Source organism: Chryseobacterium sp. R2ACT005 (genome assembly GCF_049949215.1).
In the GTDB taxonomy this organism is placed as follows: Bacteria; Bacteroidota; Bacteroidia; order Flavobacteriales; family Weeksellaceae; genus Chryseobacterium.
On the sequence record NZ_CP188192.1, the window covers coordinates 1,683,280 to 1,708,712 of the forward strand.

29 protein-coding genes are annotated in these 25,433 nt (G+C 36.2%); 10 read left to right on the forward strand and 19 right to left on the reverse strand.

Going from position 1 to position 25,433, the window contains the following annotated elements; all coding sequences use genetic code 11:
- Positions 1 to 14 precede the first annotated feature (14 nt).
- The 8 genes from ACPF63_RS07730 to ACPF63_RS07765 all read right to left on the reverse strand — a co-directional run bounded on the left by ACPF63_RS07730 (position 15) and on the right by ACPF63_RS07765 (position 5,182).
- Positions 15 to 695: a DUF2306 domain-containing protein gene (locus tag ACPF63_RS07730; protein ID WP_426482595.1), complete on the reverse strand. Its 681-nt coding sequence runs from the start codon at positions 693 to 695 to the stop codon at positions 15 to 17.
- A gap of 121 nt (positions 696 to 816) precedes the next feature.
- Complete coding sequence (gene nudK, locus ACPF63_RS07735; protein ID WP_426482596.1) at positions 817 to 1,398, reverse strand: GDP-mannose pyrophosphatase NudK; 582 nt, start codon at positions 1,396 to 1,398, stop codon at positions 817 to 819.
- On the reverse strand, positions 1,385 to 1,744 hold the full coding sequence (locus ACPF63_RS07740; RefSeq protein WP_047385333.1) for an NUDIX hydrolase: 360 nt from the start codon (positions 1,742 to 1,744) through the stop codon (positions 1,385 to 1,387). The genes nudK and ACPF63_RS07740 overlap by 14 nt, the downstream gene beginning before the upstream one ends.
- Positions 1,745 to 1,796: 52 nt before the next feature.
- Positions 1,797 to 2,387, reverse strand: a complete 591-nt coding sequence (locus ACPF63_RS07745) for a Crp/Fnr family transcriptional regulator (protein ID WP_426482597.1) — start codon at positions 2,385 to 2,387, stop codon at positions 1,797 to 1,799.
- A gap of 4 nt (positions 2,388 to 2,391) precedes the next feature.
- Positions 2,392 to 3,300 carry a TIGR01777 family oxidoreductase gene (locus ACPF63_RS07750; RefSeq protein WP_426482598.1) on the reverse strand — a complete coding sequence of 303 codons (909 nt, stop codon included), beginning with the start codon at positions 3,298 to 3,300 and terminating at the stop codon, positions 2,392 to 2,394.
- Between the two features lie 24 nt (positions 3,301 to 3,324).
- Positions 3,325 to 3,669, reverse strand: coding sequence for a hypothetical protein (locus tag ACPF63_RS07755; RefSeq protein WP_047374313.1), 345 nt, complete (start codon positions 3,667 to 3,669; stop codon positions 3,325 to 3,327).
- A gap of 4 nt (positions 3,670 to 3,673) precedes the next feature.
- Positions 3,674 to 4,276 (reverse strand): HPP family protein, encoded by a 603-nt coding sequence (locus ACPF63_RS07760; RefSeq protein WP_047385329.1) that lies wholly within the window; start codon positions 4,274 to 4,276, stop codon positions 3,674 to 3,676.
- Positions 4,277 to 5,182, reverse strand: coding sequence for an arginase family protein (locus tag ACPF63_RS07765; protein WP_426482599.1), 906 nt, complete (start codon positions 5,180 to 5,182; stop codon positions 4,277 to 4,279).
- Between the two features lie 511 nt (positions 5,183 to 5,693).
- Here ACPF63_RS07765 and ACPF63_RS07770 point away from each other — a divergent pair.
- From ACPF63_RS07770 to ACPF63_RS07810, 9 genes are all read left to right on the forward strand, one after another.
- The gene (locus ACPF63_RS07770) at positions 5,694 to 6,026 is read left to right on the forward strand and encodes a single-stranded DNA-binding protein (protein WP_426482600.1); all 333 of its coding nucleotides are present in this window, start codon (positions 5,694 to 5,696) and stop codon (positions 6,024 to 6,026) included.
- 14 nt (positions 6,027 to 6,040) lie between these two features.
- Complete coding sequence (locus ACPF63_RS07775; protein WP_228408807.1) at positions 6,041 to 6,496, forward strand: HRDC domain-containing protein; 456 nt, start codon at positions 6,041 to 6,043, stop codon at positions 6,494 to 6,496.
- Positions 6,497 to 6,619: 123 nt separating this feature from the next.
- Positions 6,620 to 7,972, forward strand: coding sequence for a histidine--tRNA ligase (hisS, locus tag ACPF63_RS07780; protein WP_426482601.1), 1,353 nt, complete (start codon positions 6,620 to 6,622; stop codon positions 7,970 to 7,972).
- A gap of 223 nt (positions 7,973 to 8,195) precedes the next feature.
- Positions 8,196 to 9,059, forward strand: coding sequence for a PH domain-containing protein (locus tag ACPF63_RS07785; RefSeq protein WP_426482602.1), 864 nt, complete (start codon positions 8,196 to 8,198; stop codon positions 9,057 to 9,059).
- 10 nt (positions 9,060 to 9,069) lie between these two features.
- Positions 9,070 to 9,915, forward strand: coding sequence for a PH domain-containing protein (locus ACPF63_RS07790; protein ID WP_219072795.1), 846 nt, complete (start codon positions 9,070 to 9,072; stop codon positions 9,913 to 9,915).
- 20 nt (positions 9,916 to 9,935) lie between these two features.
- Positions 9,936 to 10,583, forward strand: a complete 648-nt coding sequence (locus ACPF63_RS07795) for a GNAT family N-acetyltransferase (protein ID WP_180563883.1) — start codon at positions 9,936 to 9,938, stop codon at positions 10,581 to 10,583.
- Positions 10,584 to 10,648: 65 nt separating this feature from the next.
- A complete protein-coding gene (locus tag ACPF63_RS07800; RefSeq protein WP_426482603.1) occupies positions 10,649 to 11,188 on the forward strand; it encodes a PH domain-containing protein in 540 nt (179 codons plus the stop codon).
- Between the two features lie 187 nt (positions 11,189 to 11,375).
- The gene (locus tag ACPF63_RS07805) at positions 11,376 to 11,903 is read left to right on the forward strand and encodes a hypothetical protein (protein ID WP_426482604.1); all 528 of its coding nucleotides are present in this window, start codon (positions 11,376 to 11,378) and stop codon (positions 11,901 to 11,903) included.
- A 20-nt stretch (positions 11,904 to 11,923) separates the two neighbouring features.
- Positions 11,924 to 12,715, forward strand: coding sequence for a class I SAM-dependent methyltransferase (locus ACPF63_RS07810; RefSeq protein ID WP_180563880.1), 792 nt, complete (start codon positions 11,924 to 11,926; stop codon positions 12,713 to 12,715).
- A 93-nt stretch (positions 12,716 to 12,808) separates the two neighbouring features.
- Here the strand turns inward: ACPF63_RS07810 and ACPF63_RS07815 are convergent, their stop codons facing one another.
- The 4 genes from ACPF63_RS07815 to ACPF63_RS07830 form a co-directional block, all read right to left on the reverse strand.
- Positions 12,809 to 13,045 carry a YtxH domain-containing protein gene (locus ACPF63_RS07815; protein WP_047385320.1) on the reverse strand — a complete coding sequence of 79 codons (237 nt, stop codon included), beginning with the start codon at positions 13,043 to 13,045 and terminating at the stop codon, positions 12,809 to 12,811.
- 98 nt (positions 13,046 to 13,143) lie between these two features.
- Positions 13,144 to 13,986 carry an isoaspartyl peptidase/L-asparaginase gene (locus ACPF63_RS07820; RefSeq protein ID WP_426482605.1) on the reverse strand — a complete coding sequence of 281 codons (843 nt, stop codon included), beginning with the start codon at positions 13,984 to 13,986 and terminating at the stop codon, positions 13,144 to 13,146.
- A gap of 34 nt (positions 13,987 to 14,020) precedes the next feature.
- Positions 14,021 to 14,518, reverse strand: a complete 498-nt coding sequence (locus ACPF63_RS07825; protein ID WP_180563879.1) for a hypothetical protein — start codon at positions 14,516 to 14,518, stop codon at positions 14,021 to 14,023.
- A 39-nt stretch (positions 14,519 to 14,557) separates the two neighbouring features.
- The gene (locus ACPF63_RS07830) at positions 14,558 to 15,448 is read right to left on the reverse strand and encodes a cyanophycinase (protein WP_426482606.1); all 891 of its coding nucleotides are present in this window, start codon (positions 15,446 to 15,448) and stop codon (positions 14,558 to 14,560) included.
- 199 nt (positions 15,449 to 15,647) lie between these two features.
- On the opposite strand from ACPF63_RS07830, the gene cphA reads away from it, so the two are divergent.
- Positions 15,648 to 18,278: a cyanophycin synthetase gene (gene cphA, locus ACPF63_RS07835; protein ID WP_426482607.1), complete on the forward strand. Its 2,631-nt coding sequence runs from the start codon at positions 15,648 to 15,650 to the stop codon at positions 18,276 to 18,278.
- A gap of 41 nt (positions 18,279 to 18,319) precedes the next feature.
- Here the strand turns inward: cphA and ACPF63_RS07840 are convergent, their stop codons facing one another.
- From ACPF63_RS07840 to ACPF63_RS07870, 7 genes are all read right to left on the reverse strand, one after another.
- Positions 18,320 to 18,778, reverse strand: a complete 459-nt coding sequence (locus ACPF63_RS07840; RefSeq protein ID WP_426482608.1) for a hypothetical protein — start codon at positions 18,776 to 18,778, stop codon at positions 18,320 to 18,322.
- A gap of 21 nt (positions 18,779 to 18,799) precedes the next feature.
- Complete coding sequence (locus ACPF63_RS07845; protein ID WP_426482609.1) at positions 18,800 to 19,978, reverse strand: hypothetical protein; 1,179 nt, start codon at positions 19,976 to 19,978, stop codon at positions 18,800 to 18,802.
- Positions 19,979 to 20,171: 193 nt separating this feature from the next.
- The gene (locus tag ACPF63_RS07850) at positions 20,172 to 21,005 is read right to left on the reverse strand and encodes a type 1 glutamine amidotransferase (protein ID WP_180563875.1); all 834 of its coding nucleotides are present in this window, start codon (positions 21,003 to 21,005) and stop codon (positions 20,172 to 20,174) included.
- 33 nt (positions 21,006 to 21,038) lie between these two features.
- Positions 21,039 to 22,160 carry a carboxylate-amine ligase gene (locus ACPF63_RS07855; protein ID WP_047385313.1) on the reverse strand — a complete coding sequence of 374 codons (1,122 nt, stop codon included), beginning with the start codon at positions 22,158 to 22,160 and terminating at the stop codon, positions 21,039 to 21,041.
- Positions 22,161 to 22,190: 30 nt separating this feature from the next.
- Positions 22,191 to 23,144, reverse strand: coding sequence for an ATP-grasp domain-containing protein (locus ACPF63_RS07860; protein WP_426482610.1), 954 nt, complete (start codon positions 23,142 to 23,144; stop codon positions 22,191 to 22,193).
- A 57-nt stretch (positions 23,145 to 23,201) separates the two neighbouring features.
- Entirely contained in the window at positions 23,202 to 23,915 is a 714-nt protein-coding gene (locus ACPF63_RS07865; protein WP_077416890.1) for an alpha/beta hydrolase-fold protein, read from the reverse strand.
- Between the two features lie 215 nt (positions 23,916 to 24,130).
- The gene (locus tag ACPF63_RS07870; protein ID WP_426482611.1) at positions 24,131 to 25,345 is read right to left on the reverse strand and encodes an ATP-grasp domain-containing protein; all 1,215 of its coding nucleotides are present in this window, start codon (positions 25,343 to 25,345) and stop codon (positions 24,131 to 24,133) included.
- Between the last annotated feature and the right edge of the window lie 88 nt (positions 25,346 to 25,433).

Here is a 25,433-nt window from a genome sequence, read left to right on the forward strand (position 1 = left end):
CATTTTTTCTGGTATCATTTCTCAGTCTTTGTATTTTCTTTTCTACCGTTGATTTTTCCAGGTAATCCTGTATTTTTTCTGATCATTACATAAGCAATACAAAGGTTGATCAAAAGGGCAGCCCATACATTCAGTCCGTAAAAAAGCTGGTAATCATGCTGGATTTCATTATACAAAAGATTCTTAATGATTCTGAAAGTAATTGCTGTTGTGGTTACCGCATAGCTTAATATCATATAATTGCTATGCCTGATAATATTTTCTTTTTTAATAGAAAGTACAGCAGCAACAGTGAAATAGGCCCAAAGAATATCCTGAATCAGAAATCCTGTAATTCCGATAAGACCTCCATTTGAAAACAATCCCAGTACAAAGCATGCCGGAACATTGATGATCAAAATATTGTAAACATATATTTTCCCAATAATCTTATGGAGGCTTCTGTTTTCCGCTAAAAACCGATTAGAAAATTGCGTAAGGCCAGCCAGAAGACAAAGCGTTATAGAAAAAATATGGATGTAGAAAAAAGTCATCCAGTACGGATTGCCAACTACCTGCTGCTTAAAGGCCAGAAATCCGATGTTTTTATCAAATGATGTATATTGGGAAATCGTTTTCAGCATTAGAATACTGAAGATCAAAACTGAAAATACAGCTATTACTTTAATGATTTTTATTCCCAATACCTTCATCATTCATGGATTATTGTAGAAAATCTCGTAGATTGGAATTTAATCTTCCAAAACTTCTCTGATCTGTTAAATATACATTTTACTCATCATTTATCATCAATCAACTATCAATGATGTTCCCATTCTACATGATCCCTTTCATCCGTAAGTGCTGCAAAAGCATAATCGTTTTGGCATCTTTAATTTCTCCGGTATCAATCATAGTAAGACTTTCCTCAAAAGGTAATTCCAGAACTTCTATATTTTCACCTTCCTCTTCCAGTCCGCCGCCGTCCGTTATTTTCATTTCATTTGAATATTCTGCAATAAAAAAATGAAGGATTTCCGTAACAGATCCGGGAGACATATACGCTTCAAATACCTTTTCAACTTTGGAAATTTTATACCCGGTTTCCTCTTCTGTTTCCCGTTTTATGCAGTCTTCCGGGTTGTCATTATCCAAAAGCCCTGCACAGGCTTCAATAAGCATTCCTGTTTCATTGCCATTGATATAAGTCGGCAGCCGGAATTGTCTGGTTAGAATAACGGTGTCTGAAAGTTTGTTGTAAAGAAGAATAACCGCTCCGTTTCCACGGTCGTAAGCTTCTCTGCTCTGAGTTTCTGTAGTTCCATTCTTTTTTAAAGCAGAATAGGTGACTTTGTTTAAAGTATACCAGTTGTCTGAAAGGACTTCGGTACGAAGGATGGTTATATCAGGATTTTGCATAAGGAATATCTTCTATGTTATAATAAATGGTCAGACCTCTTTCTTTGGCTATTCTTACATCCTCATCAGCTCCTTTTGAAGCTCCTTCTATACGAAGCACTGCATCACATTTTTCAAGAAGGGCATGAGCTACCGGATACTGTATTTCCTGCCAGGCTTCATCACCTATTTGAGTAGAACCGGCAAGATGGATCAATGGCAGCGCAACCCATTCTCCAATAATAGGAATGTGTCCCTTTCTGAAAATAGGAAGAGCAACAGCTTCAAGATTGTGAAGATTCTGCTGGATAAGCTGCGGATCATCGTTCGTTCCGCTGCGGTAAGGACCTGCAATAAGTATAAACATAATTTTTTTTGGTAAAGTAACAGAACTTTCAGAATAAAAAAAATAATATAGCTTAAGAGAAACTGTTTTTTTGTTTGGATTTTATAAGGCTTAAAAATTCGGGAGTGATCCCTAAATAAGAAGCAATTTGCTTTTGTTTGATACGCTTTACCGCTTCAGGATATTTCTGAAGAAAATTATAATAGCGTTCTTCTGCCGGTAAAGAAAGATTTTCAATCGTCCGGAGCTGTTCTCTGATGTAGGCGTTTTGCATCATGATTCGGAAAAAGCGTTCAAATTTCGGTATCTGGTGATAAAGTTCATCCAGATGATCTTTTTGAAGCTGCAAAATACAGCTTTCTTCTAATGCTTCAATATTCAGCATCGCAGGTTTCTGATTGATAAAACAGTACATATCCGTGATCCACCAGTCTGGAACAGCAAACATGATTGTAGATTCTTTTCCTGTGGTATCTATATGAAAAGCTCTCAAAATCCCTGTCTGAACAAAATTGATCTCTTTACAGACTTGCGGCTGTTGCAAAATCAATTCTTTCTTAGCAACCTTTTTTTCTTTTAACAGAGACAGAAAATAAGACTGCTCCTGATTGGTGAGCGAAATATGCCTGGAAATGTTTTTTAGAATTAAAATTTCTTCCCCCATTCTGTTATTGCTTCTTTAATAGATTTTCTAAAGCCTCATTCAGGTCCGGAAACTTAAAATGAAATCCGGCATTCTGGATTTTCTGTGAAGAAGCTCTGGAACCTTCCAGTATAGCCGTAGCCAGTTCTCCGAATATTAGTTTTAATACAAATCCTGGAACATTGGGCATGAATAAAGGTTTTTTAAGTATTTTGGCAATCTTTTTTGTAAAATCTTTATTAGTGGCATGTTGGGGAGAAACAGCATTATAAGCTCCATTCATTGCTGAGTTTTTTAAAGCTAGCTCATAAATAGAACAAATATCTTCAACATGAATCCATGGCATATATTGCTGTCCGCTTCCTAAAGGCGATCCTATATAATATTGAATAGGAGGTGTCATTTTCTTTAAGGCCCCGTCTTTTTTGGAAAGTACAACAGCCGTTCGTATTTTAACCACTCTTTCTGCCAGATCCTGTTCTTTGAAATCATCTGCAGCCCTTTCCCATAAAACCACAACTTCACTTAAAAAATCATTGCCGGGAGGATCACTTTCAGTGTAAATCTTTTCCGAAGTTTCAGTACCATAAAAATTAATTCCTGAAGCTGAAATAAAAGACTTAAGCTTGAGTTTATTTTTTCTTAAAGCAGTTCGAAGTAATTCCGCTGAATCAACACGGCTCGAGATCAATTCTCTTTTTCTTTCAGGTGTCCAGCGCTTTTCTGAAATGTTGGCACCGGCAAGATGAATAATGTGAGAAACATTTTCCAAAGTTGTCTCATCTATATTTCCTTTTCTGATATCCCATTCATATTCATGATCATGTTCTTTTTTTCGGGTCAGAAATCTGATTTCATATTCTTTGCCTATCTTTTTGGCCAGTTCTTTGGCGATCATACCACTGGCTCCGGTGATCAGAACAACTTCTTTCATACTATTTTATTTAAGGTGTGTGGGTTATGCCTGATTCTTTACAATCAGTACAAAATCATCTTCCAGAAGTTTATAGCCGTAATCATAAATAAACTTGTATTCAGACCCGTTTTTATAGACTTTCAGGTTGGTGAAATAATCAAAATCAAAACCTAAGCCATCCAGTCTGGACCTGGCTACTTTTGTTTTACCATCAGTATTAATTTCCATCAGGATTCGGTAGTTTTTGCGGAGTTTGTTGTTCACATTCCGCATCAGGTTGTTAGAATCCTTATTTTGCTTATTGTTATAGGCGTTTCGGCAGGCGTCGTTGCAAAACTTTTTATCAGACCTTCCGATGATTTTCTCGCCACATTCCAAACAATTCATCTTTTTATTTTTTTATTTTGTGGGGATGTGCATGTCTTTTTCTTAACAGTCTCATGAACCTGCTGTGGGTAGGATAACTTCTGTTAGGAGTAATATTATTAAAAAACAAAGCCACAAGCAGCAAAATGATACATCCCGAAAGGACAGGGGAAATTACATACCAATATCCCAGTTCCGGAATCTTCCCGGTAGAACTTACAGCAATAAGGGCTGTAGCACCACCTGGTGGATGCAGGGTTTTGGTATATTGCATCAATACAATAGAAAAGGCCACCGCCAAAGGAGCCGAAAGCCAGATAATATCCGGAACAAACTGATAGACGGTAACCCCTACCAATGCAGACAATACATGTCCGCCTACAAGATTTCTCGGTTGTGCCAACGGGCTCTGTATTGCTCCATAAATCAGAACACTTGAAGCCCCAAAAGAACCAATAAGAAATATATTTTCAGTTTCCGTTAACGAATGAGACTGGATAAATGCAATGATTCCAATTCCGAAAAATGCACCCAAAAATGACCAGAAGTGTTCTTTGTAATCAACAAGCGTTTCTTTATAGATTACATACTTGGAAACTCTGAATGTTCTTTTTATAGTCTTCTTCATTTAGTCTTCTTTATTTTTTATAATTTGAATTAAATTTTCTACAAATGGGCGGGTATATGTTCCGTTTTCATCATAATCAGGATCTAAAATAGTAATCTCTATCCCAAAACATAATGGACTTTCAAATAAAGGCTTCAGCATTTCTCTGAGATCATCATAGCTGATTCCGTCTTCCATTCTGCTGTCTACGGCCGGTATTATTTCATCTTTCAGAATATCCACATCAAAATGAATGAAAAAGCCATCCAAATCTTTATCATTCACCATTTTCAGAAAGTCTTCAGCAGTTTTCCTGAAACCATTCTCTCTGAGACGGTAAAGATCATAGTAATGAATATTGGAATTGACGATTTGATTAACATATTCATCATCATCTGTTTCTGCATTTCCGCAGCAGAAAATATTTTCCTCAGATAAATAAGGTTTTAAACCATCAATATTGGTCAGTTTCTCGTGTCCGGTTCCGGTAATGATGGCGAGATCCATACCTGCTGCACCTCCGGTTTCTGAAAGTTCAGGCGGGATAAAATCGGTATGGCCGTCAAGATAAAAGAGCCCGAAGTTTCCCAGTTTTTTCAAAGCGACAGCATTTCCAATCAGGATGCTGCAGTCACCGCCCAGGATAATATTGAATGTATTCTCTTCGTAATTCTTAAGAATATAATCAGACTGTTTTTTGGCATATTCAATAATGGGATCTGCATTTCTGACATTTGACTCCTCATCAAAGTCCATGGAATATTCCGGAGCATCAAGCCTGAAAACGTTTTGAGGAGCAATTCTGCTATGAAAATCAAATTTCCTGAGCCAGTCCGGAAGTTTTCGAACCCCCGGTTCTATCTCATGTTCCTTTTTTGTAAGTCCCAAATTGAGAGGAAACTCAAAAATATTGATATTCCTTTTCATAGATGAATTTTAACAAAGATACAGAAATATCCGTTTGTAAATGGATAGGATTTGAATGAGAAAAAGAAAGTCAGAATAGAATTTTTCTATTCTGACTTCAATATGTTTAGTTTATGCTTTCTATTTTTTCAGTCTTTCGATTTCCTCTTTTAGAAGTCCAATATATTCCTGCATTGTTTTAATGATCTCTATGCTTAATTCATTGTTGATATTTGTAACGTTGCTCATGCATTTTCCAATGTTTTTTTAAGAGAGAAAAATATTTTGGGATATAGTTTTCTATCATATAATTTTTTCTTTAAAAGTAATGTTTACTGTCTTTTGCTCATGATAAATACTGCTTTTTACAGAATTCTATTTATTTTATTATCCATTTGCAAACGACTACAAACGGATTTAAATAGTTTATAACCGATTGAGGGTTGATAAGATCGCAATCTTTGCAACAGAGATTTGAGAAAAACAGTGAACGTCTCTTATCTGAATTATTAATCTTTAAAATTTAAAAGTTATGTCACTAAGAAACAAAGTAACATTAATTGGTTACACAGGAAAAGAAGTTGAAATGGTAAACTTCGACAACGGAAATATAAAAGCAAGCGTATCCTTGGCAACAAGTGATCATTACACGAATGCGAAAGGAGAAAAAGTAGAAGAAACACAATGGCACAATCTTATTGCTTTTGGGAAAACGGCCGAAATTTTTGAAAAATATGTTTCCAAGGGAAAAGAAATTGCCATAGAAGGAAAGCTTACCTACAGATCCTATGATGATAAAGACGGGGTGAAGCGCTATATCACAGAAATTCGTGTAGACGAGATTCTATTATTAGGAGGAAAATAATTCTAAAAACACAAATGATGAAAGTAAAAGTTTTTAAAATAAGACTTCCGGAAGAATTTCTCTATATAGATCAGAAAATGCTGGATGATTTCCTGGAAGCCAATGAGATTATGAAAGTAGAAACAGCTTTTGTAAGTGATGAGCGGTATTGGTCTGTAATATTGTATTTTGAAGATTTAAAACTGACAAAAAATACAGTTAAAGAACCAAAAGCAGTTAAATATTCTGCAGAGAATGATTTCCTGAATACAGATGAAGAAAAGATACTGGATGCACTGAAGCTTTGGCGGTCTGAAAAAGCCCGGGAACAGAATCTTCCCACATATTTCATCGCCAGCAATAAAGAGCTGATATCTGTAGCCAAGTATAAGCCTGCCAGGAAAGAAGAATTGCTGGAGATCAAAGGATTTGGAAAGCATAAAATTGAAAATTATGGTGAAGAGATCCTTGAGATTCTTGAAAGCGTCTGATTTTTCAGAATAATTGATAACACAACAGCAAAAAGCTGGGGAAGATTGTTTCTTCAGCTTTTTATGCTGTGTAAAGTCCATGCAATTCCGTACTTTTGCATTTATCAAAATGACATACAAAAAATGAAGCCAAATTTAGCAAAAGGGACGAGAGATTTTACGGCACAGGAAGTTTCCAGAAGAAAATATATCATCAATATTTTACAGAATAATTTTGAATTATTCGGGTTTCAGCCATTGGAAACTCCAAGTTTTGAAAATCTTTCTACCTTGACAGGGAAATACGGAGAAGAAGGAGACCGTTTGATTTTTAAGATTTTAAATTCAGGAGATTATACTTCTGAAGTCAATCAGGAAGACTGGGATAATAAAAACCATCAGAAACTTATTTCTCAGATTTCAGAAAAAGCTCTTCGTTATGACCTTACTGTACCTTTTGCAAGATTTGTGGCAATGAATCATGGGAAGCTGACATTTCCATTCAAACGTTCTCAGATCCAACCGGTTTGGAGAGCTGACAGGCCTCAGAAAGGAAGATACCGTGAGTTTTATCAGTGTGATGCAGATGTGGTAGGAAGTGAAAGCTTATTGCAGGAAGTAGAGCTGGTTCAGCTCTATTTAAAATCATTTGCAGACCTGAAAGTTCCTGTTACAATTCATATGAACAACAGAAAAATCCTTTCCGGATTGGCAGAATATGCAGGAATCACAGATAAACTGATTGAATTCACTGTAGCATTAGATAAGCTGGATAAAATTGGTAAAGAAGGCGTTGTAAAAGAATTACTGGAAAGAGAAATTTCTCAGGAATCTATTGACAAGCTGGATTTCCTGTTCAGCCAGTCTGACGATGCGCTGGAAAACCTTCTTCAGCTAAAAGAAAAATTTGCAGGAAATGAAATCGGTCTGAAAGGAGTAGAAGAACTTGAATATGTTCTTACACAGTCTCTGAGCCTTGGTGTTGATATGCAAAATCTTGTATTCAATATTACCCTGGCAAGAGGACTGGATTATTATACCGGTGCTATCTTTGAAGTGAAAGCAGATGAGGTTGCTATGGGATCCATCGGTGGTGGAGGTAGATATGATAACCTTACAGAAGTATTTGGAGTTAAAAATATTCCGGGGATAGGAATTTCATTCGGATTAGACAGGATTTATCTGGTAATGGAAGAATTGAACCTTTTCCCTGAAGAAGCATCATCCAAGATCGAATATTTGTTTGCTAATTCTGGAGGAGAAGAAACTATAGAAGCCCTAAAGCTGATTATGCAGCTAAGAGAAAAAGGAATTTCGGCAGAATTATATCCTGAAAATGCAAAAATCAATAAGCAGTTTACTTACGCAGAAAAGAAAGGGATAAAAAATATGGTTTTCCTTGGTGAAGAAGAAATTAAAAATAATACTGTTACTTATAAAGATCTTGAAGCTGGTGAAAAGAAAACCGTTTCTCTTGAAGAGTTCTTAGGATTATAATATTGCAAAAATTGCCCAATAGATTAATCATCTGACTTTGGGATATATAAAAAGAAAAAACAGCCACAAAAAAGTTTTGTGGCTGTTTTTTTTGATTGATATTAAGATTTAAATATTTTTGATCTTTAAAATTGACTCAGAATTTGTAATTTGGATCGATGTATATAAACAGAGTGAAAATAATGCTCTGAATTCATTAAAAACTTTTAAACATAAAAACCAGATGAACACTATTTGCGCATTGTGCGGAACACTGCTAACGGCAACAGATATGTCTGTAGGTAAAAATAAACTTGCTGACGGTGGTTATTTGTGTGCCGGATGCTTTACTAAAGCCGTTACTATCAACAGAGACCTTATCCATAATCTTGATCAGTTTTATTTTGCAGAAATTACAGGAATGATTCTGAAAAGTAAAATTGATGCAAACCAAAATACCAGAGACCCTCAATATACAGGGAACAGCCATTACGAATATGATGCACCAACAAGGTTGGATGAAATAAAAGATCAGATTGTTGCTCTCAATGCAAGACTGAGTGTTCTTGCCAATGAAGAAGTGAATGAATTGGCAAATATTCTGGACAGAGATGAAAAATTGCTGGCTATTGCAGAAGGAATTGATCTTCAAAACAACAGGGAGGGAATTATATTTTCAACACAGAAAAGGGTTGCTTTTATTGATAAAAAATTTCTGGGTGGAGTTGTCAAGAATGAATTTCTCCTTCAGGATATTTCTTCCATTGATCATATTGAAAATCTTTTGTATTCAATTCTGAAAATCAATACCTATAGAGATGATGCACAGTTTAAACTGCACAATAAAAATGATGGAAGGGCATTTTCCAATGTTAAAAACCGAAGTACGAACTATTCTGAAAACGAATTGAGAAGGGATTCAGTTCCACTGCAGGCATTTTCCCAAACAATTCCGGATCTGGTTCAGGAAAATGTTTATTCTACTGATAAAGGAAATTCCGGAGCGATTTTTGAGCAGCTGGAAAAATTGGGTAAACTCAAAGAGATTGGAGTGCTGACAGAGGGTGAATTTGCCGAACAAAAGAAAAAGTTACTTGATAAATTATAAAAAAGAAAAAATGAGTAATAATTGTGCATTGTGTAAAACAGAATTAACCTCTATGGATACGCTTTTGGGAGCTAATAAGCTTTCAGATGGCAACGTTTTATGCAATAAATGTTTGAATGAAACGAGCAATATCAATGAAGAATTGCTGTACAATCTTAATAAATTCAGTATTGATGATATTAATGACATGTTGAAAACAGAGAATAAAGAAACGGTTTTGCCAGTGGCAGCGGTAGTTCAAAATCTCCCTGTGATGGTAGAGCCTGATTCAAGCCAAATTTCAAAAGAAGTTTATAAACGGAGACAACGCAAAATAAAATTTGAACTGGAAAAACTGAACGCCAATCTTTCCATGTTCACCAAAGGAGAGATCAAAGAACTTCCTTATCTGATTTCCGAGGAGGAACAAATAATCGCCATTACAGATGCTCAGTTTGTCAATACATTGGATGCAGGTGTATTGGTGGCAACCCCAAAAAGAATGATTTCTGTATCAAAAGGAATGTTTGGTGCAGCAAAGATTAATGATTACCGTAATGAAACCATAAAGTCGGTAAGCTTTGTAACAGATCCGAGATCTCCGATAATTAAACTGCATTTGGACGAAAGAGTAGTTGAGTTTGAATGCTATATGGATAAAGAAGATGCTGAGACGTTCTATGATACCATAAAAGCCATGTATAATAATCCTAAGGAACAACCTCTGAAACAAATTGATACCACGGGCAAAAGTGTTTCACAGCCATCAGAAGAAATTTTTAATCAGCTTGAGAAATTAGGAAAACTGAGAGAAAACGGAATCTTAACCGATGCAGAATTTGCAGAGCAAAAAAAGAAGCTGCTGGAGCAATTATAATAAAACTTTTATACGGAATTATGAAGAACAAAGTATCGGCAGAAATCGTAGAAAATTGGCTTAAAGGATGGTGTTTATCAAGAGAAGTCTCTTTTCCTGTTCAGTATAAATCCGGATTCCACGTGATGGTGGGAGATGAAACACAAAAAGAGCGTTTTGTATTTCCTCAACTTAATGATGATTTTTACCAACTTGCAGATTCAATTGATGAGCCCTGGATTTATCTCAAAGTATCTACATCTCCTGAAGAATTTATAGGGAAGATTCCTGAAAGATGGAAACTGCAGTCACAAGGATATATGATGACCTGTTCTCACCCGATGAATTTCCCGGAAATCAGTCTTGCAGAAGGGTATTACTTAGAATTTTCTGAGTATAACACAACTTTTGTTGTCAGGATTGTAGCAGAGAATGGGGAACAGGCTTCTATAGGCCGTGTCTCTCTTATCAATGGTGTGGCTGTATATGACAGGATTATTACCGAAAAAAATCATCAAAGGAAAGGGCTTGCTTCTTTTTTATTGAAAGAACTTGAGAAGATCGCTTTATCAAAAGGATTTACAAATAATCTTTTAGTGGCAACAGAAGAAGGAAAGCTGTTGTACGAAACATTAGGCTGGAAGATGTATTGCTTGCACAGTTCTATTGTAATTCCATCTGAAACATAATATTTTAGCCAAATTAAATTATTCTTTTCCCAAGAAATAGTAATTTAGGCTCATAAACTGTTACTATGAGTGAAAAATCAAGACTTGACGAAATAAGAGAGGAACTTAAAAGACTGGATATCAGTCCTACTATATTTGCCCGAAAGGAAATTCATGAACTGCCGGATATTCTTTCAGCACACGAAAAAATTGTCTATCTCGTTGAAGGCAGAAATAAAATAAACAATCATCATATCATTTTAGTAGCTACAGACAGAAGATTGATCTTTGTTGATAAAGAATTCATGTACGGGTTGAAAGTAGAAGACTTTTCTTACAGCAAAATAAGCTCAATACAATATGAAACAGCATTTTTACTGGCTTCTATAGATATTCAGGTTACGGATGATGTTGTAGAGATTGATGGAGTAGGAAAGTACCATGCTGAACTGTTTTGTGAAAAGGTAAGAGACTTCATGTCCCTGCCTGAAGTATCTGTTCAGAATACACCCGAAACTAGTGTTCTAGACCAACTCGAACAGTTAGGAAGATTAAAAGAAACCGGAGTGCTTAGCGAGGAAGAATTTTTGGATCAAAAGAAGAAACTAATGGAGAAACTGTCATAAAATGTGGGAATTTTTTAATAGAAAATGGTATAATTCGGTTATAGTCTGCACATTTATAGCTTTTCTCTGTTTTTTGGGTCTTTCTATATCTAACAGATACATACTCTATACTTGCTGTTTTCTTCCTTTTATTTTTCTACTGATTCCTTTTATTCTAGGTATTATCAGGATTGTCAAAAAAGATTATTTGAAAGGAATTTTGCAAACCCTTTCAACAGTAATACTGGCGGTACTAACCTATGGATACTTCTCTTTTGCCTTGATGTTTTATCCTTATGATTTCTTTGCGGAGGAATTAAAAATTCCAGATAATATTAAATTTGAAAAGCCACTAAAGCTTAATGATGAAAAAGACAGAGTAAATATTCATCAACAGGATTTTATTCTTTACGACTATCTCCAGCCGGGCATGTATAAATATGATCTGTTTTTACATAAGATTGAAAAAGGAAAAGTATACCTGAAAATATTTGAAATTACCAAAAATAATATACTTTCCGAGAAAAGTATAAAAGAGAAAAGCAAGATTGAAGTAGAAAATAATACTGATGAATTAAAAAGATTTGAATTAAAAGATAACTTTACAATTTACGAAGGCGATTGGGGACAGTTTTATGGAAGTAGAATTGAAGTGTGGTTTAAACCGGATGCTATAAATAAACCCGAAAGAAAATTAATCACAAAAAACTATATTGTTCAAGGCTGGATGAGATAAATGATTTAAAGAATTAAAAAATGGAAAATTACTTAGAAATAAATAAAAAATCTTGGAATGCTAAAGTAGAACCGCATCTGAAGTCGGACTTCTACTTTGTAGATGAATTTCTGAATGGAAGAAGTTCTTTGAATTCAATAGAATTGGAGCTTCTTGGAGATATAAAAGGAAAAAATATTCTGCATTTGCAATGTCATTTCGGGCAGGATTCTATTTCACTGTCAAGAATGGGGGCAAAAGTTACCGGGATTGATCTTTCTGATAAAGCTATTGATACGGCCAGAGATCTTGCTCAGAAATGCGGAACGGATACAGAATTTATCTGCTCAGATGTTTACGATCTACCTAATATTCTGGATCAGAAATTTGATATCGTTTATACAAGTTATGGCACAATAGGCTGGCTTCCTGATCTTGAAAAATGGGCCGGAATTATCAATCATTTTCTAAAACCTGGTGGACAGTTTATTATGGCAGAATTTCACCCTGTTGTCTGGATGTTTGATGATGACTTTACAAAAGTGACTTACAACTATTTTAATGAAAAGCCGATCGTAGAAACTTATGAAGGAACTTATGCAGATCAGTCTGCACCCATCGTACAGGAATATGTAATGTGGAATCACTCATTATCAGAAGTTATTGGTAATCTGATTAAAAAAGATTTAAACCTGCATACTTTCCGTGAGTTCGACTGGTCGCCATATCCTTGCTTCAGACATGTAGATGAATTTGAAAAAGGAAAATGGAGAATTCCGCAGTTTGGAAATAAAATACCGCTGGTCTTTGCTTTAACAGCCCAGAAAAAATAAATATTAATTGAAATTTTTCCAAAATAAAAAGTCATCGTAATATTGATTACGATGACTTTTCCTATATATGAATGTTAAAAAAACTGCTTTTATTTAGCTTACAGAATCTTCAGCCTTTGTTTTTACTTCGTCCACTTTATTCTGAACCTGAGAAGCAACATCATTGGCTTTGTTTTTAAGGTCATTTCCCCATTTGTTAAGATTATCTTTTGCTGTATTGATTTTATCTTTTACTGCTTGTTGATCTTCAGGGCTTGAATTCTTATATTTCCAATAAGCTAATGCACCTAAACCTAATAAAGCTAATAAACCTTTTCCTTTGTTTCCCATGATTTCTATTTTTTATGTATTAATATTAAAATTTGTTGTTATCAATAATGTAAAATACGTGCCAAAAAAATAACCGGACTTATAAAAAAATGTTAAATTTAAGAGAAGACTTCAAAATTTTCACCATCAAAACTGGCGAAAACCATAGTAGGATAGGAATCCTGATGATAGATATTTCCATCCTTATCAATGGCAATAGCACCCGCAAACCCATCTATGGCTTTAAGCTCATCAAATGTTTTGATAAATGCCTGCTGAAGACTCATTCCATCTGTAACCCTTGTTACAATTTTTGTGGCAGTAGCATTGCTTACAATATCTTCTCCAACACCAGTACAACTTACCGCACAAAAAGCATTGGCATAATTTCCTGCCACTGTGGCAGAATCTGAAATCCTTCCCGGAATCTCAAAACCTTTTCCGCCTGTAGATGTAGCAACAGCAAGCTTTCCGTCTTGATCAATCGCTACACAGCCTACCGTTCCTTTACCTCCATTGGCCAATTTGGCTTCATACTCACTTCTTCTCTGAGGAATCTCTGTAGAAAAATTCTCAAAACCATGTTCCGTAGCATAGATTTTTGCACCGTGACCTCCCAAAACCCGGTCATCTTCTCCAATAAGATCTTTGGCCACAAAAACAGGATTCTTCACATCCTGGATATTGATGACTCCGCTTAGCTTTTGAGTTTCTCCATTCATAATAGCAGCACTCATACGGATAACACCATCGCTCTGTATCTGAGAACCGATTCCTGCATTGTACAGTGGATCGTCTTCCAATAATGATACAGCATAAGCAGCAGTATCAAAAGCCGAATGGGTCTTAAGATAATCAAATGCTTTTTGGGCAATCTCTTTTAAAGAATACTGTTTTGCAGTTTTTACTTTATGGCTTTGGTCGCTTTCTGAGAAAAAACCTCCGTGGATAATGAGCTTCATAAATAAAGTTTAGTTTTTTTTATTGTTAATTTCTTTAGATACCATCAGCAGGTATTGAAGTTCTTTTAAAATGAACCCTCAATTCTTGACAAAGTTTTGAAATGCTTTCTACATTATGTTTTTCTACAATGATAAGTTGTAATTCATCAGAATAGCTGTCTGCAAGCTCAATAACTTCCAGTGGCGGATCTTCCTGATTAAGAATCGGCTGCAGCCATTTAAAATAATCACCTGCATATCGTATTCCTATGGGGAAATCTCCAATTAGGTTATTGAGACTTTCATCAATAAGTTCATGAATTTCATCTATTTTATCACCCCGGATTAGAAAATCAAAAAGTTCATTGGTCACCGAAAATTCAAATGCACCGTCTTCATTGCTTTCAATAACCCATTCTGCATCATTATCTTTTATATATTGGGCCGGGTTTACATAGCATAAAGAACAGTTTGAAATCATTTCTTCTTTATTTTCCACATCATAGCCTTCCAGAAGAAGGGTAATCAATTGTTCAATTTTTTCTTCCCTCATTTAGTTTTATTTTCAACTAAATTAAGAATTACTTTTGAGTTATTTATCCTGCGGTATCGGATTAAACTGAGAATTCTCAATAGTTAATTTCTTCGTGGTAAGATCATAGTGATCATTCATAGACATAACATGTACCGTTAAATTATCAATAGAAATAGGCTCCCCAAGATTGATATTCGTAAGATTGGTATCTTTAATAAATCTTCCGTCTACCAGAATTACAAGACCTGAACCTACAGCTGTCATCACATCATTATGGATGAAAAGCCCCGTATCTTCTCCAAGTCCTATTCCCAGTGTTCTCGGATTGTTGACTACGGCCTGGAAAAGACGACCGATTCTGCCACGCTGTACAAAGTGTGTATCAATAATAACATTATCAATCAAACCTAATCCCTGGGTGGTTTTGATTTCTCCTTTTAAAAGTGCTTCAGAACTGCTTCCCTGGTAGATCATATTCTCGGATGCCGCTGCAGCTCCCGCAGAAGTTCCGGAATAAATAAAATCCTGTTCCTGATATTTTAATAGAATCGTATCATGAAATCTTGTTCCTCCAAGAATAGAAGTCAGTCTCAACTGATCTCCTCCGGTAAACATCATGACATCAGCAGCATTGGCTCTTGCTACCATAGCATCAGAGTTGGCTTCTTCACGGTTGTGAATATCCAGAACATTTACATTTTTAGCACCCAGAAATTCAAATGCCTTTTTGTATTCAGAACCTACGATCTGAGGTATTTGAGAGGCGGTTGTTACAATTTCAATAATAGAATCTTCCTTGAGTTTTGATTCGTTGATGATCTTCCTTAAGATCCCACGTTCAAAAAAATTAAGATTCTTTTCGATATTCTGATCATAATCGGTTTCTGCAAAACTTCCTTTGTTTACAGCTCCTCCGATAACTATTAATTTTCCAACAGGCTTCGTCATGGGTACAAAATTAAAAAATAATTAACATTCTTTGGCGAAATTCGTGCCATCTTTAATTGATTTTTAATGTTTTAAGAATGTTAATTGAAATTAATTGTTTTTTAACAAATCTTTAAATTTGCTATGGTTTTGTTTTGGGTTTTACATTATCTTTGGCTATGAAAGGAGTTATTGTTAACTGTTAAAATGCCAATAGACTATGAAAATCGAAAAGATTCAGGCACTACGCGGTCCAAACATCTGGAGCATCAGAAGAAAGAAGCTGATACAGATGAGGTTAGACTTAGAAGAAATGGAGAATTATCCTACCAATAAAATCGAAGGATTCAGGGAAAGGATTGAAAAATTAATACCCTCATTGATTACCCATCGATGCTCGGAAGGAGTGGAAGGTGGTTTTTTTCATAGAGTGGAAACAGGGACCTGGATGGGGCATGTTATAGAGCATATCGCTTTGGAAATACAGACCCTGGCAGGAATGGATGTGGGGTTTGGAAGAACCCGGGAAACAAAAACTCCTGGAGTGTATAATGTGGTTTTCAATTATATTGAAGAAAATGCGGGAATCTACGCTGCTGAAGAAGCTATGAAGATTGCAGAAGCCCTGATAGAAGGGAAGGATTATGATTTAAATGCCTGTATTCATAAATTAAAAGAAATCCGAGAACGTGTCCGTCTGGGGCCTTCTACAGGAAGTATTGTAGAAGAAGCTGCTTCCAGAAGAATTCCCTGGATAAGATTGGGAACAAATTCTCTGGTACAATTGGGGTATGGCGTGAATCAGCAAAGATTTCAGGCTACCATTACAGGAAAAACAAGTTCCATTGCCGTTGATATCGCATGTAATAAAGAATTAACCAAAAGAATGCTTCATGATGCTGCTATTCCGGTGCCGATTGGTGATTTGGTTGTAGACGAAGAAGGATTAAACGCTGTGATCAGAAAAATTGGTTATCCGATTGTTTTAAAACCTTTGGATGGAAATCATGGAAAAGGTTCTTCCATTAATGTCAACGAATGGGAATCTGCTAAAATAGGTCTGGAACATGCCCAAAAATATTCCAGAAAAGTAATTGTTGAAAAATATATCACAGGTTACGATTTCCGTATATTGGTGATTAATAATAAGATGGTGGCAGCAGCAAGAAGAGTTCCTGCTCATGTTGTAGGAGACGGTGAACTGAATCTTCAGCAGCTTATTGAAAAAGAAAACAAAGACCCAAGAAGAGGTTATGGTCATGAAAATGTCCTTACTGAGATTGAAATAGATAAAGATACACTGGAACTTCTTGAAAAGCTTCAGTATACACTGGAAACCATTCCTCAAAGGGGAGAAGTGGTCTATCTGAAATCAACGGCGAATCTTTCAACCGGAGGAACATCCATTGATGTAACAGATATGGTGCATCCGGAAAATATCACAATGGCAGAAAGAATTTCCAAAATTATCGGATTGGATGTATGCGGTATTGATGTGATGGCGGAGAATTTAACTCAGCCTTTAAAAGAAAGTGGTGGAGCTATTATTGAAGTCAATGCAGCTCCTGGGTTCAGAATGCACCTGGCTCCAAGTGAAGGACTGCCAAGAAATGTTGCCGCACCGGTGGTAGATATGCTTTATCCGCAAGGGAAACCTTTTACCATTCCAATTATTGCCGTGACAGGAACTAACGGGAAAACAACAACTACAAGACTTATTTCACATATTGTAAAAAGCAATGGATACAGAGTAGGATTCACAACGTCGGACGGAATTTACATTCAAAATACGATGTTGTCAAAAGGAGATACAACAGGTCCGCTTTCTGCAGAATTTATCTTGAAAGACCCAACCGTAGAATTTGCAGTACTGGAAACTGCCAGAGGAGGAATTTTACGTTCCGGACTTGGCTTTTCACAATGTGATATCGGGGTTCTTACCAATATTGAGGAAGATCATCTGGGAATGAATGATGTTCACAGCTTAAGAGATCTTACCAAAGTAAAACGTGTCGTAATGGACAGTGTTAAGAAGAGTGGCTGGAGTGTACTGAATGCCGATAACATATATTCTATGAAGATCGTGAATGACCTTGATTCTAATGTGGCAATCTTCAGTATGGATGAAAATAACCCTCATATTGTAAAATTTGCGAAAGAAGGAAAGATCACCTGCGTGTATGAAGAAGGATTCGTCACTATTAAAAAAGGAGACTGGAAGATCAGAATAGGAAAAGCAAAAGATTTCCCGATTACGATGGAAGGAAAAGCCCGATTTATGATTGAAAACGTATTGGCGGCTAGTTTGGCAAGTTATCTTTATGGGTTTGGAATTGAAGATATCTCTAATTCTTTGAGAACCTTTATTCCAAGTGCTCAGCTTACTCCGGGAAGATTGAATGTCTTTAAATTTAAAAACTTTAAAGTACTGATCGATTTTGCTCATAATCCTTCAGGATACGAAGCCATTGAAGATTATCTTAAAAATGTAGAGTCTACAAAGAAAATTGGAATTATATCCGGTGTTGGAGACAGAAGAGATAACGATATCAGAGAATGCGGAAAGATTGCGGGAAGAATGTTTGATTATATTATCATCCGGAATGAAAAACATCTTCGAGGAAGAACGGAAGATGAAATTAACGGGTTGATTATTGATGGTATTAATGCTGCAGGCAGAGATGTCAGCTATGAGATTATCCCTAAAGAAATCGAAGCATTAAAACATGCTATGGGAATGGCTGAAGAAGGAACGTTTATCACAGCTTTAAGTGATGTTATTTCCAATGCTATTGATCTGGTACAGGAATATCAGGCCAAAGAGTTACTGGAAGACAATAAGAATATTTAGTATTAAAAAAATAAAACCTCCGAAATATCGGAGGTTTGTTTTTATAAGCTTTCCCAGGTTTTCTTTATGTTCTGCATTTTCATCAGATAGAAATACAAAGGAATGAGTTCTAATCTAAGGGTAAAGCTGATCGTTGGAACAGTAAATGGGATAATTGCCATCATAATGAGACAAACGGCAATTCCTATGATTGCATCAACTATTGCAGCCTGTACTGCCCATTTTTGTTCAAACCAAAGTCCGTAAGCAACAATACCTTTGAACAGAAACAAAAAGCTGATCAAAAGCCCCGTCATTGAATAAGGATGATTAGCATTGATCCCATATATCGATAAGGAAACATGAGTCAGCAGAGAACCTGCAATCAATAAAATAGCAGATACTGCGCCTCCGATTAAAAAGATCCATAAGAAAATTTTAATCCACACGGGTAATAAGTTTCTTCTTCGTGTTAAACCGCTGTTGTCAAATTCTGCAAAAGCAGTCGACTTTTCTTCCATGTATTATTAGTTTTAAATTTTTTATCCAAAAAATGCATTCGAACTTCCGATCCAGATGGCATCCTTTTTATTGAAATCAACATTTACCATTGCGGCTTTAGTCATTCTCCCAAGATTTTCCAATAAAATAGGGCGTTCGTCATTTTCCCGCCAAATATACAACAAACGGATCTCTGCTTTTGAAAATTCTCCGTTGATATCTTCAAAAATGGGCTCATAATGCACTTTTCTCTGTAAAATATAATTTTCCTTATCCTGAATAGCGTCTGTAATTTCCTTCGTAGGATTTAAATTAACACCACTTCCTGCGAATGAAAATAAAGGCTTCAATACAAAGTCTTCAAGATTTTCATTTTCCGGAAATTCATGTAGAAAATAACTCTTTGGAACAAACTGATGTTTTAATAAAGGCAAAAGAAATTTTGAAATTTTAAAGAACCAATTGGGGTGAGTGATCCATTTAACATCTACTTCTTCACGGAAATCAAATTCTGTATTAAGATCCGGAATATTATCCAACTCGTCGAATATAATACGGTTGTAAATTCTTTTGATTTCTACCAGATTTCCATTGTTTTCATAATACAGTTTTTTGTCTTCTTTCTTTACTTTGGTCAGACACACTGTTTTTATTCCTAATAATTGCTCTGTTAAAGCAAAATCAATGGCTGTTTTTTGTTTTTCAGGGAAGATTTCAAGCAGGATTACATTTTCAGGATTTTCCTCACCTACAATAAGCTCCTTCAAATAGTTTTTAAAGGTTTCATGAGGCATAGGATTTCTGATTTCCGAAAGAAAAGGGTAAACTTCACAATAAGTTTCTTCATACACTTTCTGAAAAGCATACAAAGAAGGAAACGCCTGAAGTTCTATCAGCTGAGGTTCTATCGCTCCGTTTTCGCTTTTGCAGACTCCAAAATCTATTGTGAAAAAATGAGGCTGATTCGTATCATTGGGAACTCTGCAGTTATCAGGAACGGCTTTCCGAAGTGTTTCAGCAGACATTGCCTTAATCTGGCTGATAATACTTTCGCTGGCATCAATAAGCTTACTCTCAAATTCTTTAGTCAAAAAAATAGGGCTTTCTGAAACCCTGAAAGTAGGTGCTGTACCTCCTTTTTCTGCCAGTATATTTTTTAATTGATTGTACTTTTCATCCGAAAACTCCTGATTGTACTGTTTTCTGTATTTTGGAATCATATTTTTTTTCTTTTGTGATGTTAAAAAATCGAACATTTCTGCCCGATTGTTATATATAGTAAAGGAGCTGGAAGCTGGGAGAGGGAAGTTCTTAACTATGAAAATATTTAGACTATCAGTTCGTGAATAAAAGCATTTTCAGTAGTCTTAACTGAAAATAACTTCCAGCATCCTTCTTCCAGCTTCCAGCCTTTTAAGCCAAAGTCTCAGCTTCTTTCAAAATGTTTTTTTTTGCAAACTGAAGGAATCTCGGAAGGATCTGATGTCTGGTCAGAATGATTTTATCCTCATCATCTATTCTGTCGATCGTTTCAAGATATTTCTCCATACCGAAATTTTCGATCATAGCTTCTCTGTTTTTTTCATCTTTCAGATTTTCGATCAAAGATTCAGGATTAGCTTCAGGATGAAACTGTGTTCCGAATATTTCTTCTGAAAAACGAACTGCCATTACCGCTCTTTCCAGATTGATATGAGGACGGAACTTCTCAATCGCCATGATAGTCATCCCAAGTTCTTCAAAACGGTCATGATCCGGCTCTATAAACTGGTACGCTCTTGAATCTACGGCATAAAAAGGATCCTGAAGATTTTTGAATAAAAACTCTTCTTTGCCTTCATCTGTTTTATGAACAGGCATTACGCCAAAGGAATAAGACTTTCTTTTACAGATATTACCAAGGTTCCAATGAATACTTGCCAGCTGGAATGAATGGCAGATAAGGAAAAGGTATTTTTTATCTTCACTGTATTTATTATGCTCAAAAACAGAATCTAAAAAATGGGCAAATCTGTCTTCCCAGGCAAAACCTTCACGATGTGGATTTCCAGGACCGCCTGAAGAAATGAAAATATCAAAATCTCCGATCTCGGGCATTTCATCTTTAAATCTCACATCAAATGTCTTGATGACAACATTTTCTTCAGAGTTCTGCTGAAATGCTTCAGAAATTTCTTTAATGTTTCTAAAACCTTGATTCACATGATTGTTGTTCATGTCCAGCAGAGCAATTCGAATATCTTTCATTACATCATATTTTTTGTAAAGTTACCAAAAATATTATGAAGCAGTTTCACCATGTGTTATGCCATACTCTGTTTCAGAGATCATATAATCAACAACTTTCGTGAGATCCCCTGTTTCCTTAAAGATCTGAAGCTGCCTGTCTGCACCGGTTCCGTTTTCCAGAATTTTCCAGGCATATTCCACTTCATGGCGGCATCCCAAATCGTCTACCACATCATCAATAAACTCTAAAAGTTCTTTCAATAAATGAGGATAAGGAACAGATTCTTCTTTTCCGAAATCGATCAGATGGGCTTCAATACCGCTTTTGGAAGCACGCCATTTATTTTCGTTCAACAGCAGTCTTCTATAACTTCTGAAGCTCAGATTTTGCTGGTGAAGTTTATAGATTTTAGCAACAAGGCATTGCATAATGGCAGCAAGACATACCGTTTCATCAATTCTCAGTGGCATATCACAAATTCTGAATTCAATCGTAGGGTAGAACGGATGAACACGTAAGTCCCACCATATTTTCTTGGCATTGTCGATGGTTCCTGTTTTCACAAGAAGATCTACATAACTGTCGAATTCTGCCAGAGAGTTAAAATAACTCGGGATACCGGTTCTCGGGAATTTCACAAAGATTTCCTGTCTGTAAGATTTAAATCCTGTGTATCTTCCAATCCAGAATGGCGAATTGGTAGAAAGAGCATACACGTGAGGAAGAAAGTAACGCATTACATTCTGAATTCTTACCCCTTCTTCACGATTAGGAATTCCAATGTGGACGTGCAGTCCGAAAATAAGGTTTTCACGGGCTACATCTCCCATGTCGTCCACGATTTTGATGTATCTTTCTCCCTGTGTGATATTGTTATCTGACCAATGAGAGAATGGGTGAGTACCTCCTCCGGAAACGCGAAGCCCCTGTTCATGAGCGATGTTGATAAGATGACGTCTTAAATTCGTCAATTCTGCTCTGGCTTCCTGAATATTCTGGCAGATCCCTGTTTCCATTTCAATCATAGATTCGTGCATTTCGTGTTTTAAATTTTCACTTAAAACCGCTTTGCCGCCTTCGATGATTTTTGAAACGTGAGAAACCAGATCTCTGCTTTCTACATCAATGATCTGATATTCTTCTTCAATTCCAATAGTAAACTGATGATGCATTTTTTTTGTGTTTTTTATTTCTTTTCAATGTTATTTTATGGAATCTTTCACAAAGGTTCCCCAAGTAATATTAGGTTTCCCAGGAACATATTCTTTAGCTTTTTCTATAGCCAGTTTTGCAGCATGTTCTATAATCCATGCAAAATTTTCTTCTCCTACAGAATTTCGGTCTGCATCCGGAGCCGGGTTGCAAAAATCAATTGCATAAGGAATACCGTCTCTCACTGCAAATTCTACCGTATTGAAATCATATCCTAATGCTTCATTCATGGTAATGGTATAATCATGAATAGTTTTCAGTAGTTTTTCAAGTTCTTCACCTTGTGTCTGATGAGTAGTGGCATATCTCAGATGAGGGGCATTTCTCGGTTCGTAAGGCATGATGTGAACATACTTTCTGCCCAAACAGTACACTCTGTAATAATCATCAAAGATTATTTCTTCCTGTACCATCATCACCAGCTGTTCGGTTTCGCCTAATTTGTTCCAAAGGTCATCCGGGTTTTCTACTCTGTATACGTTTTTCCAGCCACCACCGTCGTGAGGTTTCATGTATGCCGGAAATCCTACATAATTAAAGATATATTCCCAGTCGTGTGGAAATTTCAGGTTTCTGAATGAAGTTTCAGAAGTGTTGTCTGGCCTTTCGTGTGACGGAAGCAGAACAGTCTTAGGAAGTGGGATTCCCAGTTTAGACATCAGGGCATTGTTGAAAAACTTCTCATCAGAACTCCACCAAAACGGATTGTTGATTACATAAGTGCCATTGAGTGCGGCATTTTTCAGGTAAGCTCTGTAAAAGGGAACGTCCTGTGAAATTCTGTCGATGATTACCGCATACCCATAATCTGCACCCTGTTCTAATTTATCGATGGTAACGGGTTCAGCTATGATATCTCCACCTCCCAGTTCATTCACTTTATCTATAAATGCCCAGGGAAACGTGTCTTCCATACCGAAAAGAATTCCTACTTTTTTTGTCATAATTTTTGTTTTTTAAGATGGGTGTATATTTTTTTCTATTTGTCTTTTTTATTGTGTTTAAGAGAAAAATGTTCCTATAAAGGTTGGGAAGACCATTCTCCACAGTGGCCAGTCGTGCCCTATCCATTTTCTTTCGTCATACCAGAAATCGATTCCTTTCAGCCTTAAAATTTCGGACATTTCAACATTTTTTTCTTTGCAGATATCCTGATCAGAAGTACTGAGTACAATATGCATGTGTTTGTATTTCCAGGCTTCATCGTTTCTTACAAATTCCCTGGGGCAGTTGAAATATACGATTTCATCAGAATAGCCATCCATGAAATTTCTTATGCTGAACGCTCCGGAAAGGCAAAACAGATGAGAAACCACATCAGGAAATCTGAAAGCAAAATTGGCAGCGTGATAGCCTCCAAAACTTGCTCCGGCTACTGCTACGCGATGGGTTTTATGAAGTTTCTGAATATAGGGAACAAATTCCTTGATCAGAAACTGTACATACCGTTCATAATTTCTTATTCTTTGCTGAGGAGATATTTTGTCATCATAAAAACTCCAGCTGTCGATGGTCTGAACATTGTAAAGCTTTACTTTTCCCTGTTCTATAAACCAGTTGATACTTCCGTTAAGATGAAAATCATGATTTTGAGTGTATTGTCCCTGGGAAGTAGGAAACATAATAATAGGGTGGCCGTAATGCCCGGTCACTTCTACCTTGAGACTTGTTCCCAATATATTTGAATAATATTCTGTATGTTCTATATGAGGCATTTTTCCTTGTTTAATTTTAATACTGTACTTCTATTTGATAAATTCAATTCCTCCAGGCTGATCTTTTTTCTAAAAGTTGAGTCAACGAACTGATAATATGTCTTGCCATTTTCCAGAACTTATACTCTCTAAATTACATTTTAGTATGGAATCTTCCGGCAGATTATATATTATGAATTCAATAACATTTTGAATATCAATGTCACTCTTTATTTTTAGGAACTCAGTTTGTTGCCTTTTGGAGGCAGAATGTTCAGCATATCTGCATGAATCATATCTGCAGCAGAATCCAGTCTGTCCTGCACAATGGAGGCATCTCCGGATTTGTAAACAATTCCGACATGATAATCTATCGGAAGGAATTTTACAACTTCTTCACATTCAAAATTGCTGTAATCCGGTTCCTTATCTTTAATCAGCGCAACAATAAGCCCTGAGTAATATCCTGTAGGTGGTGAAACACTGTAATCATTTCTTCTCAGAAGTGCATCTTCAATTTTAGCCCATTCTCTCCAGATATTAATACCGCTTGAGGCCTCTACCAGGTCTGGAATATGAGCACCGCCAACCCTTGATGAGGTTTCAAGAAAATACCATTTTCCATCTTCTTTTCCTTGGATAAATTCTGTATGGGTGGCACCATTAATCAATCCGAAATTGGAAAGAACTCGGGCATTAATTTCTTCCAATGCCTTAAACTCCTCGGAATATCTTCCTAAAGTTTTAGATCTGAATACTCCGCCTTCATGGGAAACCTGCATAGGAGGAGCAAGGTATTTTGAGGCAGAAGTAAATACAATTTTTTTATTAAAAGTAAGGCTGTCCACATGGTAAACGTCTCCGGGCTTAAAACTTTCCAGTAAAAAAAGATGACGTTCTTCTCCCAGTGTCTCCAGTGCCTCATAAAGTTGTTCCTTGGAAGTTATTTTCTTGATTCCTGATGCTGAAGCTTCAGAGCGGGGTTTCAGTACCCATGGTGCAGGAACATGGTCTGTAAATTCATTGACTTCATGATCATTGAATACAGCTGTAAATTCGGGAACGCTGATCTCTGAATCTTTTGCTTTTTGGCGCATAGCCAGTTTATCCCTGAAATACCGGTGTGTAGTCTGTCCCATTCCCGGAATACGGAATGTTTCCCTGATTAATGCCGCTTTTTCTACGTCATAATCATCCAATGCTACTACAGCATCTACTTTTCTGGTTTTCATCAGGTGGGAAAATCCCTGAATCAGATGCTCCAGATTCCATACAGACGGCTTGAGTTCCGGCATATAAAATACCTCATCAATTGCATGCCAGGGCCAGTTTTTTTCCTTAAGATTTTCTGAGGTTACTAAGATGATTTTATTGCCGAGATTCTTCATTTCGTCCATAAAATCGTAGCCTTTGTAATAGCACGAAATACACACAATAGTTTTCTTCTCCATATAATGTTTTTTAATTTTTAGTGAATTTTAAAAAATAAAAACATTTATTTATTGTTTTATTAATATTAAAAAATGTAATATCGTGCGT

Excerpts from the sequence above, each read along its gene's own strand:
- ACPF63_RS07730 (WP_426482595.1), bottom strand. The coding sequence starts at position 695 with ATGATGAAGGTATTGGGAATAAAAATCATTAAAGTAATAGCTGTATTT.
- nudK (WP_426482596.1), bottom strand. The coding sequence starts at position 1,398 with ATGCAAAATCCTGATATAACCATCCTTCGTACCGAAGTCCTTTCAGAC.
- ACPF63_RS07740 (WP_047385333.1), bottom strand. The coding sequence starts at position 1,744 with ATGTTTATACTTATTGCAGGTCCTTACCGCAGCGGAACGAACGATGAT.
- ACPF63_RS07745 (WP_426482597.1), bottom strand. The coding sequence starts at position 2,387 with ATGGGGGAAGAAATTTTAATTCTAAAAAACATTTCCAGGCATATTTCG.
- ACPF63_RS07750 (WP_426482598.1), bottom strand. The coding sequence starts at position 3,300 with ATGAAAGAAGTTGTTCTGATCACCGGAGCCAGTGGTATGATCGCCAAA.
- ACPF63_RS07755 (WP_047374313.1), bottom strand. The coding sequence starts at position 3,669 with ATGAATTGTTTGGAATGTGGCGAGAAAATCATCGGAAGGTCTGATAAA.
- ACPF63_RS07760 (WP_047385329.1), bottom strand. The coding sequence starts at position 4,276 with ATGAAGAAGACTATAAAAAGAACATTCAGAGTTTCCAAGTATGTAATC.
- ACPF63_RS07765 (WP_426482599.1), bottom strand. The coding sequence starts at position 5,182 with ATGAAAAGGAATATCAATATTTTTGAGTTTCCTCTCAATTTGGGACTT.
- ACPF63_RS07770 (WP_426482600.1), top strand. The coding sequence starts at position 5,694 with ATGTCACTAAGAAACAAAGTAACATTAATTGGTTACACAGGAAAAGAA.
- ACPF63_RS07775 (WP_228408807.1), top strand. The coding sequence starts at position 6,041 with ATGATGAAAGTAAAAGTTTTTAAAATAAGACTTCCGGAAGAATTTCTC.
- hisS (WP_426482601.1), top strand. The coding sequence starts at position 6,620 with ATGAAGCCAAATTTAGCAAAAGGGACGAGAGATTTTACGGCACAGGAA.
- ACPF63_RS07785 (WP_426482602.1), top strand. The coding sequence starts at position 8,196 with ATGAACACTATTTGCGCATTGTGCGGAACACTGCTAACGGCAACAGAT.
- ACPF63_RS07790 (WP_219072795.1), top strand. The coding sequence starts at position 9,070 with ATGAGTAATAATTGTGCATTGTGTAAAACAGAATTAACCTCTATGGAT.
- ACPF63_RS07795 (WP_180563883.1), top strand. The coding sequence starts at position 9,936 with ATGAAGAACAAAGTATCGGCAGAAATCGTAGAAAATTGGCTTAAAGGA.
- ACPF63_RS07800 (WP_426482603.1), top strand. The coding sequence starts at position 10,649 with ATGAGTGAAAAATCAAGACTTGACGAAATAAGAGAGGAACTTAAAAGA.
- ACPF63_RS07810 (WP_180563880.1), top strand. The coding sequence starts at position 11,924 with ATGGAAAATTACTTAGAAATAAATAAAAAATCTTGGAATGCTAAAGTA.
- ACPF63_RS07815 (WP_047385320.1), bottom strand. The coding sequence starts at position 13,045 with ATGGGAAACAAAGGAAAAGGTTTATTAGCTTTATTAGGTTTAGGTGCA.
- ACPF63_RS07820 (WP_426482605.1), bottom strand. The coding sequence starts at position 13,986 with ATGAAGCTCATTATCCACGGAGGTTTTTTCTCAGAAAGCGACCAAAGC.
- ACPF63_RS07825 (WP_180563879.1), bottom strand. The coding sequence starts at position 14,518 with ATGAGGGAAGAAAAAATTGAACAATTGATTACCCTTCTTCTGGAAGGC.
- ACPF63_RS07830 (WP_426482606.1), bottom strand. The coding sequence starts at position 15,448 with ATGACGAAGCCTGTTGGAAAATTAATAGTTATCGGAGGAGCTGTAAAC.
- cphA (WP_426482607.1), top strand. The coding sequence starts at position 15,648 with ATGAAAATCGAAAAGATTCAGGCACTACGCGGTCCAAACATCTGGAGC.
- ACPF63_RS07840 (WP_426482608.1), bottom strand. The coding sequence starts at position 18,778 with ATGGAAGAAAAGTCGACTGCTTTTGCAGAATTTGACAACAGCGGTTTA.
- ACPF63_RS07845 (WP_426482609.1), bottom strand. The coding sequence starts at position 19,978 with ATGATTCCAAAATACAGAAAACAGTACAATCAGGAGTTTTCGGATGAA.
- ACPF63_RS07850 (WP_180563875.1), bottom strand. The coding sequence starts at position 21,005 with ATGAAAGATATTCGAATTGCTCTGCTGGACATGAACAACAATCATGTG.
- ACPF63_RS07855 (WP_047385313.1), bottom strand. The coding sequence starts at position 22,160 with ATGCATCATCAGTTTACTATTGGAATTGAAGAAGAATATCAGATCATT.
- ACPF63_RS07860 (WP_426482610.1), bottom strand. The coding sequence starts at position 23,144 with ATGACAAAAAAAGTAGGAATTCTTTTCGGTATGGAAGACACGTTTCCC.
- ACPF63_RS07865 (WP_077416890.1), bottom strand. The coding sequence starts at position 23,915 with ATGCCTCATATAGAACATACAGAATATTATTCAAATATATTGGGAACA.
- ACPF63_RS07870 (WP_426482611.1), bottom strand. The coding sequence starts at position 25,345 with ATGGAGAAGAAAACTATTGTGTGTATTTCGTGCTATTACAAAGGCTAC.